Annotated in this window: 12 protein-coding genes; 5 read left to right on the top strand and 7 right to left on the bottom strand. The window is 53.9% G+C overall.

Annotated features, from left to right (window positions below; translation table 11 throughout):
* Positions 1–117 precede the first annotated feature (117 nt).
* The 5 genes from DK872_RS17450 to pdhR form a co-directional block, all read right to left on the bottom strand.
* A complete protein-coding gene (locus tag DK872_RS17450) occupies positions 118–1,530 on the bottom strand; it encodes a hypothetical protein (RefSeq protein WP_035943158.1) in 1,413 nt (470 codons plus the stop codon).
* Positions 1,531–1,688: 158 nt separating this feature from the next.
* Positions 1,689–3,113: a dihydrolipoyl dehydrogenase gene (gene lpdA, locus DK872_RS17445; RefSeq protein ID WP_161518631.1), complete on the bottom strand. Its 1,425-nt coding sequence runs from the start codon at positions 3,111–3,113 to the stop codon at positions 1,689–1,691.
* 203 nt (positions 3,114–3,316) lie between these two features.
* Positions 3,317–5,197, bottom strand: coding sequence for a pyruvate dehydrogenase complex dihydrolipoyllysine-residue acetyltransferase (aceF, locus tag DK872_RS17440; protein ID WP_161518594.1), 1,881 nt, complete (start codon positions 5,195–5,197; stop codon positions 3,317–3,319).
* A gap of 14 nt (positions 5,198–5,211) precedes the next feature.
* Positions 5,212–7,875 (bottom strand): pyruvate dehydrogenase (acetyl-transferring), homodimeric type, encoded by a 2,664-nt coding sequence (gene aceE / locus DK872_RS17435; protein WP_007373175.1) that lies wholly within the window; start codon positions 7,873–7,875, stop codon positions 5,212–5,214.
* A gap of 161 nt (positions 7,876–8,036) precedes the next feature.
* The gene (pdhR, locus tag DK872_RS17430) at positions 8,037–8,801 is read right to left on the bottom strand and encodes a pyruvate dehydrogenase complex transcriptional repressor PdhR (protein ID WP_007373174.1); all 765 of its coding nucleotides are present in this window, start codon (positions 8,799–8,801) and stop codon (positions 8,037–8,039) included.
* A gap of 532 nt (positions 8,802–9,333) precedes the next feature.
* Between pdhR and aroP the strand changes: the two genes are divergently transcribed.
* The 3 genes from aroP to DK872_RS17415 all read left to right on the top strand — a co-directional run bounded on the left by aroP (position 9,334) and on the right by DK872_RS17415 (position 13,234).
* On the top strand, positions 9,334–10,707 hold the full coding sequence (gene aroP / locus DK872_RS17425; RefSeq protein ID WP_090398224.1) for an aromatic amino acid transporter AroP: 1,374 nt from the start codon (positions 9,334–9,336) through the stop codon (positions 10,705–10,707).
* A 170-nt stretch (positions 10,708–10,877) separates the two neighbouring features.
* Positions 10,878–12,284, top strand: coding sequence for a glycoside-pentoside-hexuronide (GPH):cation symporter (locus DK872_RS17420; protein WP_007373171.1), 1,407 nt, complete (start codon positions 10,878–10,880; stop codon positions 12,282–12,284).
* The gene (locus DK872_RS17415) at positions 12,284–13,234 is read left to right on the top strand and encodes a family 43 glycosylhydrolase (protein WP_007373170.1); all 951 of its coding nucleotides are present in this window, start codon (positions 12,284–12,286) and stop codon (positions 13,232–13,234) included. Before DK872_RS17420 ends, DK872_RS17415 begins: the two co-directional genes overlap by 1 nt.
* A gap of 14 nt (positions 13,235–13,248) precedes the next feature.
* Here DK872_RS17415 and ampE read toward each other — a convergent pair whose 3' ends face one another.
* Both ampE and ampD read right to left on the bottom strand, forming a co-directional pair.
* Positions 13,249–14,103, bottom strand: coding sequence for a beta-lactamase regulator AmpE (gene ampE, locus DK872_RS17410; protein ID WP_007373169.1), 855 nt, complete (start codon positions 14,101–14,103; stop codon positions 13,249–13,251).
* Complete coding sequence (gene ampD / locus DK872_RS17405) at positions 14,100–14,663, bottom strand: 1,6-anhydro-N-acetylmuramyl-L-alanine amidase AmpD (RefSeq protein WP_007373168.1); 564 nt, start codon at positions 14,661–14,663, stop codon at positions 14,100–14,102. Before ampD ends, ampE begins: the two co-directional genes overlap by 4 nt.
* A gap of 129 nt (positions 14,664–14,792) precedes the next feature.
* Here ampD and nadC point away from each other — a divergent pair, with 129 nt between their 5' ends.
* On the top strand, positions 14,793–15,686 hold the full coding sequence (nadC, locus tag DK872_RS17400) for a carboxylating nicotinate-nucleotide diphosphorylase (protein ID WP_071921823.1): 894 nt from the start codon (positions 14,793–14,795) through the stop codon (positions 15,684–15,686).
* 178 nt (positions 15,687–15,864) lie between these two features.
* Positions 15,865–16,299 carry a prepilin peptidase-dependent pilin gene (ppdD, locus tag DK872_RS17395; protein WP_007373165.1) on the top strand — a complete coding sequence of 145 codons (435 nt, stop codon included), beginning with the start codon at positions 15,865–15,867 and terminating at the stop codon, positions 16,297–16,299.
* Positions 16,300–16,306 lie beyond the last annotated feature (7 nt).

The following is a 16,306-nucleotide window of genomic DNA, read 5'->3' as shown; positions in this document are numbered from 1 at the left end:
ATACTTGCTGAATCGTTAAGGGCGGAATAATGCAGGCTACAGACGGTTTTAACGAAACAGAATCGACGCTAAAAACCATAAAAAACGGCTCCGCAGAGCCGTTTTGTGATGACGGGGTTACGCAGACTTCAGCAGCGAAAGCACGTTACTGCGCGCGTACTGCACCGGCGTGACCGTTTGATCCACCAGCTCGCCGCGTACATATTTTTTCACCGTTTCACGGTTGTTCACTTGTTCGTTGTGACCGACAGACGCCAGCATCCCACGGCTGTTGTAATTCAGCGTGGTTGTACTCTCTTCATCATTTTCCAGCAGATGGTAGGTGTAGTTCTGCGACGACTTCATCTTATTCAGCGCCAGCGGAATCGAGGGATCGAGCGCTTCATGCCAGGCCGCACTAATGTGGCTGCGCGAGGTCTGTTTGACGCTTTTTGAACCGTCACTGAGCACGTTTTCTGTCGTCGACTGGGAGGCCTGATAAGAGAAACGATCTTTCTCATCATCGCGTGCCGGGTTGATCGATTTCTCAGTCTGCGTCAGCGACAGCGAGAAATCGTTCAGCCCGCTCAGTTGCGACCGGCCACTGTTATCAACACGAATATCCGCACCAACCGTAATCGCAGTACGCTGTGCGCTGGCGGTGGTATTTAACGCGCGGAATACCGACTTCAACGCCTCCATCTGATCGCGATCGCCGTGCCCGGTCGAGCGAGCCTTGTCAAACTTAGTATCGTAGGCGCTTAACGTAGCCTGCTGCTGAGCGTAGTCGCCAGCCAACGCTGGATTCGACAAGTCGCTGCTCACTTTCAGCGAGAAATCCTTGTCCTGATAAGCAACATAGCGTTCGGTGGTGCTGGCATGGAAATTCAGCGACTGTACCGAAGCATCATCAGCGCGAATATCCGTTTTTAAATCCACGGATTTCAGCACGCTGCTGTCAAAATTAGTTAGCCCGGAAATATCGATTTTCGGCGGATTTTGCCCCAGTCCGCTTAACGCTTTCTCAAGCGATGCGCCCAGGTTCGCAACGGCCGCAGCTTCATCATCATTCAGCGCTTCGCCATCGGTTTTTAACTCCACCACCACGCCATCCTCTTTCTGCGTCATGTTGAGGTGCAAGGTGGAGCCCGATTGCGTCACAATATCCAGCGAAACCGCAGATTGCTGGCCCGCCGCTCCCGCCGTAGCGCTGGTAACGGCGTGGGTGACGTCGGTACGACTCTCTTTCAGATTGCTCAGCAATGTGCTGCCAATGCTGCCTAAAGGGGATAGCGAGTTACTGCCAACGGCGGCCTGCAATAACCCCTTCATCATGGAATCTTGTGGTGAAGTCGCGCTGAGTTTTTTCGGCGACAGGCTGTAAACCGCTGCAATATCAGACGTCTGGCTGCCAAACATTACTTTTGTCGACGAGGGTGCTTCGACAGGCGTGGCAGCGCGCGTAGTTGTGCGAACCGTGGTGCTCGCCAGGGAAGTTGACGCCACTCTCATTGCTGATGAGAGCGATGACAGATTAAGTCCGGTGATCATGACGATGAAGCTCCTTATCTCGCCGGAAATGGCCGTTAGCGTTACTATCGGCAAAATCTGCGTAATATTTATACCTCTGGCAGAGAAAAACGCTGTTACCTGGTAAAATTGGCGCAAAAAAAAACGCCTCCGAAGAGGCGTTTATTGTCAGCGAAAACTTATTTCTTTTTCGCTTTCGGGTTCGGCAGGTCGGTGATGCTACCTTCGAACACTTCTGCGGCCAGGCCAACAGATTCATGCAGCGTCGGGTGCGCGTGAATGGTCAGCGCGATATCTTCCGCGTCGCAACCCATTTCGATCGCCAGACCGATTTCACCCAGCAGCTCGCCGCCGTTGGTGCCGACAATCGCGCCACCGATAACGCGGTGAGTCTCTTTGTCGAAAATCAGTTTGGTCATACCGTCAGCGCAGTCGGAAGCGATAGCACGGCCAGAAGCAGCCCACGGGAAGGTGGCGGTTTCGTAGCTGATGCCTTTCTCTTTCGCTTCTTTCTCAGTCAGACCAACCCATGCAACTTCTGGCTCGGTGTAAGCGATAGACGGGATAACTTTCGGATCGAAGTAGTGTTTCTTACCGGCGATAACTTCAGCGGCCACGTGACCTTCATGTACGCCTTTGTGCGCCAGCATCGGCTGACCGACGATATCGCCGATAGCAAAGATGTGCGGCACGTTGGTGCGCAGCTGTTTGTCTACGCGGATGAAGCCACGTTCGTCCACTTCAACGCCTGCTTTGCCGGCATCGAGGTTTTTACCGTTCGGTACACGACCGATAGCCACCAGCACGGCGTCATAACACTGCGCTTCAGCAGGGGCTTTTTTGCCTTCCATGGAAACGTAGATGCCGTCTTCTTTTGCTTCAACGGCAGTTACTTTGGTTTCCAGCATCAGGTTGAATTTCTTGCTGACGCGTTTGGTGAAGACTTTAACGATATCTTTGTCTGCCGCCGGGATAACCTGGTCGAACATTTCAACCACATCGATCTCTGAACCCAGCGCATGGTACACGGTACCCATTTCCAGACCGATGATACCGCCGCCCATAACCAGCATACGTTTCGGTACGGATTTCAGCTCCAGCGCATCGGTGGAATCCCATACGCGCGGATCTTCGTGCGGAATGAACGGCAACTGAATCGGACGGGAACCCGCCGCGATGATAGCGTTGTCGAAGTTGATCACGGTTTTGCCGTTTTCGCCTTCAACTTCCAGGGTGTTCGCCCCAGTGAATTTACCCAGACCGGTGACCACTTTCACTTTACGGCCTTTCGCCATACCTGACAGACCACCGGTCAGTTGGGTGATCACTTTCTCTTTCCAGGTACGGATTTTGTCGATATCGGTTTTCGGCTCGCCGAAGACGATACCGTGTTCAGCCAGCGCTTTGGCTTCTTCGATAACTTTTGCTACGTGCAGCAGCGCCTTAGAAGGGATACAACCTACGTTCAGACAAACACCGCCGAGGGTGCTGTAACGTTCAACGATGACGGTTTCCAGACCTAAATCAGCGCAACGGAAGGCAGCAGAGTAACCTGCCGGGCCTGCCCCAAGTACCACGACCTGAGTTTTGATTTCAGTACTCATCATGACCTCTTATTGATTTCCGGCGGTCAGGGGTACTTCGTGTCGCCCTTCATCCACCGGGACGTTCTATCCGCCCGCAGTTTACAAAAATGTTAACAATTTTGAAACAACAAACGGCAAACGATTTGTCCTTTGCCCCTGATAACCCCAAAAGCCCAATGAGATTATCAGAAAAAAGCCGGCCGTCAGGCCGGCTTTCTCGATTACATCACCAGACGGCGAATGTCCGACAGCATATTGTTGATGATGGTGATAAAGCGCGCACCATCAGCACCGTCAATCACACGGTGGTCGAAGGAGAGCGAAATCGGCATCATCAGGCGCGGCACGAACTCTTTACCGTTCCAGACCGGCTCCATTGCAGATTTGGAGACGCCCAGGATAGCCACTTCCGGCGCGTTCACAATCGGTGCGAAGTGGGTGGTGCCCAGGCCGCCGATGCTGGAGATAGTGAAGCAACCGCCCTGCATTTCGCCAGCGGTCAGCTTGCCATCACGCGCTTTTTTGGAGATGACAGTCAGTTCGCGGGACAGCTCAGTAATGCTCTTCTTGTTCACGTCTTTGAAGACCGGAACAACCAGACCATTCGGCGTATCCACCGCAACACCGATGTTGATGTATTTTTTCAGCGTCAGCTTCTGACCATCTTCAGACAGAGAGCTGTTGAAGCGCGGCATTTGCTCAAGCGCCGCAGCAACGGCTTTCATAATGAAGACAACCGGGGTGAATTTCACGTCCAGTTTGCGCTTCTCAGCTTCGGCGTTTTGCTGTTTACGGAACGCTTCCAGATCGGTGATATCGGTTTTATCGAAGTGCGTAACGTGCGGGATCATTACCCAGTTACGGCTCAGGTTAGCACCAGAGATTTTCTGGATACGGCCCAGTTCCACTTCTTCGATTTCACCAAACTTGCTGAAGTCCACTTTCGGCCACGGCAACAGACCCGGCAGAGAACCACCGGTTGCGCCAGCGGCAGGCGCGGATTCAGCGCGTTTGATCGCATCTTTCACGTAAGCCTGAACGTCTTCGCGCAGGATACGACCTTTACGACCGGTGCCTTTCACTTTCGCCAGGTTAACGCCAAATTCGCGCGCCAGGCGGCGGATCAGCGGCGTCGCATGGACGTAAGCGTCGTTTTCAGCAAAGTCGGATTTACCTTCAGCTTTCGCCGGAGCCGGTGCAGCAGCCGGTTTTGCCGTCTGAGCAGCAGGAGCCGGAGCGGCCGATGCAGCAGCCGGAGCGGCGGCAGGCGCCGCGCCTTCCACTTCAAACACCATGATCAGAGAGCCGGTGGAGACTTTATCGCCCACGTTCACTTTCAGCTCTTTCACGGTACCGGCGAACGGTGCCGGAACTTCCATAGAGGCTTTGTCGCCTTCAACGGTGATCAGTGACTGTTCAGCGGAGACTTTATCGCCCACTTTTACCAGCACTTCGGTCACTTCAACTTCGTCACCGCCGATATCCGGTACGTTAACTTCTTTCGGGCCAGAAGCCGCAGCCGGAGCTGCCGCCTGTGCCGGAGCCGCTGCTGGTGCAGCGCCTGCAACTTCGAAGATCATGATCAAGGAACCGGTGGAGACTTTGTCGCCAGTGTTGATTTTGATCTCTTTAACCGTACCCGCGAACGGCGCCGGAACTTCCATAGAGGCTTTGTCGCCTTCTACGGTGATCAGCGACTGTTCAGCCGCAACGGTGTCGCCCACTTTGACCAGGATCTCGGTGACTTCAACTTCGTCGCCGCCGATATCCGGTACGTTAACTTCTTTGGCAGCCGCAGCGGCCGGTGCCGCAGCTGGCGCTGCTTCTTTCTTCTCTTCTGCCTTAGCAGGTGCAGCGGCTGCTGCACCATCGGCGGAATCGAAAATCATGATCAGTTTGCCGGTCTCGGTTTTATCGCCGACAGAGACTTTGATCTCTTTAACGATGCCAGCCTGCGGAGACGGGACTTCCATAGAGGCTTTATCGCCTTCTACGGTGATCAGCGACTGTTCAGCTTCAACTTTGTCGCCCACTTTGACCAGGATCTCGGTGATTTCAACTTCATCAGCCCCGATGTCCGGTACATTGATTTCGATAGCCATTATCTCTTTACCTCTTACGCCAGACGCGGGTTAACTTTTTCTGCATCGATGTTGAATTTGGTGATTGCTTCCGCCACCACTTTCTTGTCGATTTCGCCACGTTTAGCCAGTTCGCCCAGTGCAGCAACCACCACGTAAGAAGCATCAACTTCGAAGTGGTGACGCAGGTTTTCACGGCTGTCGGAACGACCGAAGCCATCAGTACCCAGTACACGGTAATCATCCGCCGGTACGTAAGTACGAACCTGCTCAGCGAACAGTTTCATATAGTCAGTAGATGCCACTGCCGGAGCGTCGTTCATCACCTGAGCGATGTACGGAACGCGCGGAGTTTCCAGCGGGTGCAGCATGTTCCAGCGCTCACAATCCTGGCCATCACGCGCCAGTTCAGTGAAGGAGGTGACGCTGTACACGTCAGAGCCCACGCCGTAATCGTTCGCCAGGATCTGCGCTGCTTCACGCACGTGACGCAGGATAGAACCGGAGCCCAGCAGCTGAACTTTACCTTTGCTACCTGCAACGGTTTCGAGTTTGTAGATACCTTTACGGATACCTTCCTCGGCACCTTCCGGCATGGCCGGCATGTGGTAGTTTTCGTTCAGCGTGGTGATGTAGTAGTAAACGTTTTCTTGTTTCTCACCGTACATACGCTCCAGACCGTCATGCATGATGACAGCAACTTCGTACGCGTAAGCCGGATCGTAAGAGATACAGTTCGGGATAGTCAGCGACTGAATGTGGCTGTGGCCATCTTCGTGTTGCAGACCTTCGCCGTTCAGCGTGGTACGACCGGAAGTCCCCCCTACCAGGAAGCCGCGAGCCTGCTGGTCGCCAGCCTGCCAGCACAGGTCACCGATACGCTGGAACCCAAACATGGAATAGTAGATGTAGAACGGGATCATCGGCAGGTTGTTGGTGCTGTAAGAGGTCGCAGCCGCCAGCCAGGATGCACCGGCACCCAGTTCGTTGATACCTTCCTGCAGGATCTGACCTTTTTCGTCTTCTTTGTAGTAAGCAACCTGCTCACGGTCCTGCGGGGTGTACTGCTGGCCGTTCGGGCTGTAAATACCAATCTGACGGAACAGACCTTCCATACCGAAAGTACGCGCTTCGTCGGCGATGATCGGAACCAGGCGATCTTTGATCGATTTGTTCTTCAGCATCACGTTCAGGGCACGAACGAAAGCGATAGTGGTGGAGATCTCTTTGTTCTGCTCTTCCAGCAACTGGGAGAAATCAGACAGCGCAGGCAGTTCCAGCTTCTCGGTGAAGTTCGGCTGACGAGACGGCAGGTAGCCTTTCAGCGCCTGGCGACGTTCGTGCAGGTACTTGTACTCTTCAGAGCCTTCCGGGAAGGTCAGGTAAGAGAGGTTTTCAACCTGCTCATCGGTTACCGGAACATTGAAACGGTCGCGGATATAACGCACGCCATCCATGTTCATTTTCTTAACCTGGTGGGCAATGTTTTTGCCTTCAGCGGTATCACCCATGCCGTAACCTTTAATGGTATGGGCCAGGATAACAGTCGCTTTGCCTTTGGTTTCCTGCGCTTTTTTCAGTGCAGCGTAGATTTTCTTCGGATCGTGACCGCCACGGTTCAACGCCCAGATCTGCTCATCAGTCCAGTCTGCAACCAGCGCTGCGGTTTCCGGGTATTTACCGAAGAAGTGCTCACGAACGTAGGCGCCGTCTTTGGATTTGAAGGTTTGATAGTCACCGTCAACGGTTTCGTTCATCAGTTGGATCAGTTTACCGCTGGTATCTTTACGCAGCAGCTCGTCCCAACGGGAACCCCACATCACCTTGATCACGTTCCAGCCAGCGCCTGCGAAGATGCCTTCCAGTTCGTTGATGATTTTACCGTTACCGGTTACCGGGCCATCCAGACGTTGCAGGTTACAGTTGATGATGAAGCACAGGTTGTCCAGTTTTTCACGGGTAGCGATAGTGATCGCACCTTTGGATTCCGGCTCATCCATCTCGCCATCGCCGAGGAAAGCGTAAACGGTTTGTTCAGAGGTATCTTTCAGGCCGCGGTGTTCCAGATATTTCAGGAACTTCGCCTGGTAGATCGCACCAATCGGGCCCAGCCCCATGGATACGGTCGGGAACTGCCAGAATTCCGGCATCAGTTTCGGGTGCGGATAAGATGACAGGCCTTTGCCGTGAACTTCCTGACGGAAGTTGTTCATCTGCTCTTCAGTCAGACGACCTTCGACGAACGCACGCGCGTAGATACCCGGAGAAATATGACCCTGGAAGTAAACCAGATCGCCGCCATCTTTCTCGTTACGGGCGCGGAAGAAGTGGTTGAAGCAAACTTCGTATACGGTCGCAGAAGACTGGAAGGAAGCCATGTGGCCGCCCAGCTCAAGGTCTTTTTTAGAGGCGCGCAGAACCGTCATGATTGCGTTCCAGCGGATAGCTGAACGAATACGGCGTTCCAGTTCCAGATTGCCAGGATATTCCGGCTCATCTTCAACGGCAATAGTGTTTACATAGTTGCTCGCCCCTGTGCCAGCTGCCACTTTCACACCGCCTTTGCGGGCTTCAGAAAGGAGCTGGTCAATCAGATACTGAGCACGCTCAACACCTTCTTCACGGATGACCGATTCGATCGCCTGTTGCCAGTCGCGAGTTTCGATCGGATCCACGTCATTTTGGAAACGTTCTGACATGGGGGGTATTCCTTATCTATCTAATACGTTGATTGTCTGGAACCTGTCCCATTGCACCCTTCGGGAAAGACGCAATAAGACAGGTTCTGCGTTTAGTTGCCGCGCTCTAAAGTTTGGCGCTGGTGTTACAACTCTTCCGGCACAAATTGCGCCAGAAAATCTTAATTCTTTCTCTGCTCTAGCCGACGCAGCGAGCGTTCACGACGGCTCTGCTCACGGCTTCTGTCCAGCAAAATCTCTTCGATAAACGCCAGGTGACGGTGTGACGCTTCACGCGCCTCTTCCGGCTTTCCGGCCATGATCGCCGCGAAAATACTTGAGCGATGGTTGCTGACCAGCGGGAGCATCTCCCGGCGGGCGTACAGCAATTCGAAGTTCTGTCGGACGTTTTGCGCCAACATGGGCTCCATGCAGCGTAGCAAATGAAGCAGCACGACATTGTGTGCCGCTTCGGTTACGGCAATTTGATACTGCACGACAGCACTGGACTCCGCGTCCAAATCCCCGGACTGCTGCGCCAGTTCAATCGCCTGGTGCAGCTCGCTGATACGCGCTTTATCTTCATCTGTGCTGCGCAGCGCTGCGTAATAAGCCGCGATGCCTTCTAATGCATGGCGGGTTTCAAGCAGGTCAAACTGGGATTCGGGATGATCGTTGAGCAGCTCTACCAGCGGATCGCTGAAGCTCTGCCACAGACTGCTCTGGACAAAAGTCCCGCCACCCTGGCGACGAAGGAGCAGACCTTTCGCTTCGAGGCGCTGAATGGCCTCGCGCAGTGAAGGACGAGAAACATCGAACTGTTTCGCCAGTTCGCGTTCTGGAGGAAGTTTTTCACCGGGACGTAAGGTCCCTTCGAGAATCAAAAACTCCAGTTGCTGCTCAATCACATCGGAGAGTTTTGGTTGGCGGATTTTGCTGTAGGCCATGGTTCCCTGTCTCTGCCATTCGCCGGAGTAAATTGGTCTTACCAATTTCACGTTCTTGACGCTAAAGTAACAAAGTATTCACCTTCTGTCCATACAGGTTTTGATTGAAATCAGGAAACCACGCACATTTTAACAATCATACAGAAATGACGTTTCAAAGATGTAACCTTGCACAAATGTCCCATTTACCACGAAAGAGGCAGTTTTAACTTTCCTGAAACGACAGTTAAGGCATATGAACCGATTCAGTTGATTTATTTTTGATTTTTTATGCGATTAATTTGCATAAAACCAAAATGGATGCTCGAGAAGGGAGTCGTTGGAGTACTGACAAACGGTTTCTTTTTCATCAGTCGTCATAGCGGCTTCATAAAGCAGATGCATTCACGCGCACTTACCACTATTCTTGGCACTACGAAAGAGACAGGCGAAAAATCACGCCAGCAATTCGTAAATAATAAAATACAAAAAATGGAATTTATTTCTTACACGCAAACGACAGCGTAAACATAATAACCACACACGAGGTTTCATGATGGAAGGTCAACAGCACGGCGATCAGCTAAAGCGCGGCCTTAAGAACCGCCATATTCAGCTTATTGCGCTGGGTGGCGCTATTGGGACTGGCCTTTTTCTGGGCAGCGCATCAGTCATTCAATCCGCCGGCCCCGGTATTATTCTGGGCTACGCCATTGCAGGTTTTATCGCCTTTCTGATCATGCGTCAGTTAGGCGAAATGGTCGTGGAAGAGCCGGTAGCCGGTTCATTTAGCCACTTTGCTTACAAATATTGGGGTGGCTTTGCCGGTTTTGCGTCTGGCTGGAACTACTGGGTACTGTATGTGCTGGTGGCGATGGCGGAACTGACTGCGGTCGGGAAGTATATTCAGTTCTGGTGGCCAGAAATCCCGACCTGGGTCTCTGCTGCAGCCTTCTTTGTCATCATTAACGCCATCAACCTGACCAACGTGAAAGTGTTTGGTGAGATGGAGTTCTGGTTTGCCATTATTAAGGTGTTCGCGGTTGTCGCCATGATCATCTTCGGCGGCTGGTTGCTGTTCAGCGGTAGCGCTGGCCCGCAGGCGACCGTACGTAACCTGTGGGAACAGGGTGGCTTCCTGCCGCACGGTATCGGTGGGCTGGTGATGATGATGGCGATCATTATGTTCTCGTTTGGCGGTCTTGAGCTGGTGGGGATCACCGCCGCAGAAGCCGATAACCCGGAACAGAGCATTCCAAAAGCGACCAACCAGGTTATCTACCGTATCCTGATTTTCTATGTTGGCTCACTGGCGGTGCTGCTCTCGCTGATGCCGTGGACCCGCGTAACGGCAGATACCAGCCCGTTTGTGCTGATTTTCCACGAACTCGGTGACACTTTCGTCGCCAACGCGCTGAACATTGTGGTACTGACGGCTGCCCTCTCTGTTTATAACAGCTGCGTCTACTGCAACAGCCGTATGCTGTTTGGCCTGGCGAAGCAGGGTAACGCGCCGAAAATGCTGCAAAAAGTGGATAAACGCGGCGTACCGGTGAACACCATCCTGACTTCCGCGCTCTTCACCGCGCTGTGCGTGCTGATCAACTACTTCGCACCGGAATCAGCGTTCGGTCTGCTGATGGCGCTGGTGGTTTCCGCGCTGGTGATCAACTGGGCGATGATCAGCCTGGCACATATGCGTTTCCGTCGCGCGAAACAGTTGCAGGGCGTAACACCACGCTTCCCGGCGCTGTTCTACCCGCTGGGCAACTGGATCTGCCTGCTGTTTATGGCCGCTGTGCTGGTGATCATGCTGATGACGCCAGGCATGGGGATTTCGGTCTATCTGATCCCGGTATGGATTGCCGTGCTGGGTGTCGGCTATCTGTTCAAACAGAAAAGTGCAAAAACCGTAAAAGTCAGTTAATTCCTGTCTTGCCCCCTTTCCCCACGCGGGAGAGGGGGTTACCGCAACGTTACCTCCCTCACACTTTCTTTTACATAGCTATTTTGTCCATCTCCCCGCGCTGATTCTGCTACGCAAACGAAAATTTGCAGGCAAATAATTCATACCATATATCAATGGGAGAAGCGGCAATGGACAACAACAGGCTGTCTGTTAAAGAAAAGATCGGCTATGGCATGGGAGACGCCGGATGTAACATCATCTTTGGCGCAATCATGCTGTTTGTTAACTATTTCTATACGGATATCTTCGGCCTCGCTCCGGCGCTGGTCGGCGTATTGCTGCTGTCGATTCGTGTGATTGATGCGGTTACCGACCCGCTGATGGGCGCAATCGCTGACCGTACGCAAAGTAAATACGGACGCTTCCGCCCGTGGTTACTGTGGATTGCGGTTCCCTATGCTGTATTCAGCGTATTGATGTTTACCACGCCGGACTGGGCCTACAGCAGCAAAGTTATTTATGCCTTCGTCACCTACTTCCTGCTGTCGCTCACCTATACTGCCATTAATATCCCCTACTGCTCGCTGGGCGGCGTTATTACCAATGATCCGAAAGAGCGCGTTGCCTGCCAGTCGTACCGCTTTGTGATGGTCGGCATTGCCACGCTGCTTCTGTCGTTAACGCTGCTGCCGATGGCGGAATGGTTTGGCGGCGCGGATAAAGCTAAAGGCTACCAGATGGCGATGGCAGTGCTGGCATTTATCGGTATGTGCATGTTTTTGTTCTGCTTCGCTACCGTGCGCGAACGTATTCGCCCGGCGATACCGACCAATGACGATCTGAAAAATGATTTAAAAGATGTGTGGAAAAACGACCAGTGGGTGCGCATTCTGCTGCTGACGCTGTGTAACGTCTGCCCTGGCTTTATCCGCATGGCGGCTACCATGTATTACGTGACCTGGGTTATGGGGGAAAGTACCCACTTCGCCACGCTGTTTATTAGTCTCGGTGTCGTGGGTATGATGCTCGGCAGCATGATGGCGAAGGTGCTCACCGATCGCTGGTGCAAGCTGAAAGTCTTCTTCTGGACCAATATCGTGCTGGCGTTCTTCTCCTGCGCCTTCTACTTCTTTGATCCCCATGCCACTACGCTGATCGTGGTGCTCTACTTCCTGCTCAATATCCTGCATCAGATCCCTTCCCCGCTGCACTGGTCGCTGATGGCGGATGTCGACGATTATGGCGAGTGGAAAACCGGTAAACGCATTACTGGCATCAGCTTTTCCGGCAACCTGTTTTTCCTGAAAGTAGGGCTGGCGATCGCCGGGGCGATGGTCGGTTTTCTGCTCTCCTGGTACGGTTACGACGCCGGAGCCAAACAGCAGAGCGCCAGCGCCATCAACGGCATCATGCTGTTGTTTACCGTGATCCCGGGCGTCGGTTACCTGATTACCGCCGGCGTGGTTCGCTTGCTGAAAGTCGACCGCGAATTGATGAAACAGATCCAGGCGGATCTGGAAAAACGTCGCATCAACTACCATGCGCTGACCGATCGTCAGCACGTACCGGCAGGCGACAACGTAAGGAACGCATAATGAAAGAGTGGCCGAATCCGTTTATCGAACAACGCGCGGATCCCTTTATTCTGCACCATGAGAATGTCTACTATTTTGTCGCCTCCGTGCCGGAGTATGACCGGCTGGAGATCCGGCGCGCTGCCACGCTGGAGGGGTTGCGTCATGCCGAAGGCGTGGTCGTGTGGCGCAAGCCGCAAAGCGGACCGATGAGCGAGCTAATCTGGGCGCCGGAACTGCATCATATTGACGGTAAATGGTATCTCTATTTTGCCGCAACCTGGACGAAAGCGCTGGATGAGTTGAATATGTTCCAGCATCGCATGTTTGTGCTGGAGTGCGCAGATGCCGATCCGCTCAGCGGAAAATGGCTGGAGAAAGGCCAGGTGAAAACCCCGTTTGATACTTTCGCCCTCGACGCCACAACCTTTGTCCACCAGGGCAAACGCTGGTATCTGTGGGCGCAAAAAGCGCCGCACATCGCGGGAAACTCCAACCTCTATCTGGCGGAAATGGAAAATCCATGGACGCTCAAAGGCGAACCGGTGATGTTGAGTAAGCCGGAATTCGACTGGGAGTGCCGGGGTTTTCTGGTGAATGAAGGCCCGGCCGTCCTGTTTCACGACGACAAGCTATTTATCAGTTACTCGGCCAGCGCCACCGATGAGAACTACTGTATGGGGCTGCTGTGGATTGATATTACCGCTAACCCGCAGCTCGCGGAGAACTGGCACAAATCACCGCAGCCGGTGTTCAAAACCAGGCACGAAAACCGTCAGTATGGCCCTGGTCACAACAGCTTTACGCAAACGCCGGAAGGGGAAGATGTGCTGGTGTATCACGCACGGAACTACACCGAAATTGAGGGCGACCCGCTCTACGATCCCAATCGCCATACCCGTCTGAAAAAGATTCGCTGGCAAGAAAACGGGATGCCTGATTTCGGCATCCCGGCTGCGGATAATCAGTAAACTGCGGCACGCAATCAGATCAGCGTGCCGTAAATCGTCAACAATGCGACCACAACGACCAGCACCAGCGAGGTTTTCTTCGCCATCGACACCGCGGCTTTCGGCGTTTCGACTTTGTCCAGATGCGGCTCGCGCGCCAGTGAGAACTGCGCGAGGCGCGTCAGCACCTGGTATTGCGATGTATGGCCGTCGCCAAGAGAAGCAAACCAGGCGGGCAGCGCCTTTTCGCCGTGCCCAACCAGTGCGTACACCACGCCAGCCAGCCTGACGGGCACCCAGTCCAGCACATGTAAAATGGCATCGATGCCTGACTGCTGACGTTCGTTAGGCGTCTGGTAACGCGCCAGCCACGACTGCCAGGCACGCAAGAACGCATAACCTGCCAGCAGCACCGGCCCCCAGTATGCGCCGACAATAAACCAGAACAGCGGCGCCAGATAAAAGCGGAAGTTGATCCAGACCAGCGCGTTTTGCAGTTCGCGTAAAAACTCACGCTCACTGCATCCCGGCGGTACACCGTGTATCAGCGTTAACTCATTCGCCATCGCGTTATGGGCATGACTGTCATTACGTGCCGCCGCCTTCAGGTAAGCGTGGTAATGCAGACGCACCTTACCCGCACCAATGCATAACACACCAATCAGGATCCAGACCACCAGCAACGGTACGTTGAAAAACAGCCCCTGCAACGCGCGCAGGATCAGAAAAGTCACCAGCATCGCCAGCACTGTCATCAACAGCGTACGGAACATGGAGTAACGCTTAACCCGCCGGAACAGCACTTCCAGCCGGTGATCCAGTTGCCAGTGCTCTCCCAGTTTAAACAGCCGTTCTGCTGCCAGCACCAGCAGCATGGTGAATAACGTCATGGCATCTCCTTTTCTGACGAGCCGGCGACCAGCGCACGGAATCTGGCCCAGTCGAAAGCCGGCCCGGGATCGGTCTTCCGTTGCGGCGCAATATCGCTGTGGCCGGTCATATTGTTGGCAATCGACGGATAAAGCTCAATGAGCGTTCGCGTCACCGCCGCCAGTTGCTGATACTGCGCGTCGGTATACGGCAGATTATCGGTGCCTTCAAGCTCAATCCCAATCGAGAAATCATTGCAGCGTTCCCGGCCGTGATAAGAGGATACGCCTGCATGCCAGGCGCGTTTATCGAAAGGCACATATTGCACAACCTCGCCATCACGGCGGATCAGGCAGTGCGCGGAAACACGCAGATGAACAATTTCGGCGAAAAAGGGATCGGCATCGGGATCGAGCGTACCGGTGAACAACGCATCTATCCACGGGCCGCCAAATTTGCCGGGCGGCAGGCTAATATTATGTACCACCAGCAGTGAAGGCTGCTCATCGTCCGGGCGGCAATCAAAATGGGGAGACGGCACGTGCCGCGCTTCTACCAGCCAGCCCTTGCGTAACGGCATAAGGAACTCCTTTAAGAGGATGGTGCTAAAACACGCTTCAGAGTAGCATGTCCGGGCGGTGCCCCGTAATGGTCTCCCGGACAGGACATCGCCTAACTTTGTGATTCGTTACCCTTTTTGGAGTTTATCATGCCGCCTCGCCGCTATAACCCCGATCTTCGACGTGACGCGCTGCAAAAACGCATCGAACTGGATATCCCCGCCGCTGTCGCCCAGGCGCTGCGTGAAGATTTGGGCGGAGAAGTTGACGCTAACAACGACATTACCGCGCAATTATTACCGCCAGAGAACCGTTCTCATGCGGTGGTTATTACCCGCGAAGACGGCGTATTTTGCGGTAAACGCTGGGTTGAAGAGGTTTTTATCCAGTTGGCTGGCGACGACGTGACGTTGACCTGGCACGTTGCAGATGGCGACACGATCCGCGCCAATCAACCTCTGTTTGAACTGGAAGGCCCTTCCCGCGTACTGCTGACCGGCGAGCGCACGGCGTTGAACTTTGTGCAAACGTTGTCCGGCGTAGCCAGCGAAGTACGGCGCTATGTGGATTTGCTCAGCGGCACCAAAACCCAGCTTCTTGATACGCGTAAAACGCTGCCGGGCCTGCGCACCGCACTGAAATATGCGGTGCTGTGCGGCGGCGGCGCCAACCATCGCCTGGGCCTTTCTGATGCTTTTCTGATCAAAGAGAACCATATCATCGCTGCTGGCTCCGTTCGCCAGGCAGTAGAAAAAGCGTTCTGGCTGCACCCGGATGTTCCGGTGGAAGTGGAAGTTGAAACGCTGGAAGAACTGGACGACGCGCTGAAAGCAGGCGCTGACATCATCATGCTGGATAACTTCGAAACCGACCAGATGCGCGAAGCGGTTAAACGCACAAATGGCCAGGCGCGGCTGGAAGTTTCCGGCAATGTGACGAACGAAACGCTGCGTGAATTCGCCGAAACCGGCGTCGATTATATCTCCGTTGGCGCACTGACCAAGCATGTGCGCGCCCTCGATTTGTCGATGCGTTTTCGCTGAATCGACGCTTCAAAGAAACGGGCCAGTGGCCCGTTTTTGCGAACTCCCTTCCACGAAAAATGCGACACTTTGCAAAAGCGATAAAAGTGCCGGAAGCCATTATCACAAAATCATTTTTACCCCTCGTCCACCGATTCATCCGCTGACACAGTAACGGCTCTGCATAAGGAGCTGTTTAATGAAACGACAACAAGGATTTACTTTAATCGAACTGATGGTGGTGATTGGCATCATTGCGATCCTGAGCGCCATCGGCATTCCCGCCTACCAAAACTACCTGCGCAAAGCTGCCCTCACCGACATGCTGCAAACGTTTATTCCGTACCGTACGGCCGTTGAACTTTGCGCGCTGGATCGTGGCGGCGTGGATAACTGCGATGCCAGCAGCAACGGCATACCCGCCCCCACCACTACCCGCTATGTTTCGGCGATGAGCGTAACAAAAGGCGTGGTCTCGCTAACCGGGCAAGAGAGCCTGAATGGGCTGAGCGTGGTGATGACGCCGCAATGGAGCAACGCTGAAGGAATGCAGGGTTGGGCGCGCAGTTGCAACATTCAGGCAGACAGCTCGCTCCAGCAGGCTTGTGAAGATGTTTTCCGGACCGGCAAGTAAGGAGCGG

Origin of the sequence: Kosakonia sp. MH5 (assembly GCF_009935945.1) — a bacterium.
Lineage (GTDB): Bacteria > Pseudomonadota > Gammaproteobacteria > Enterobacterales > Enterobacteriaceae > Kosakonia > Kosakonia radicincitans.
This window is presented reverse-complemented; position numbering and strand designations above follow the sequence as displayed.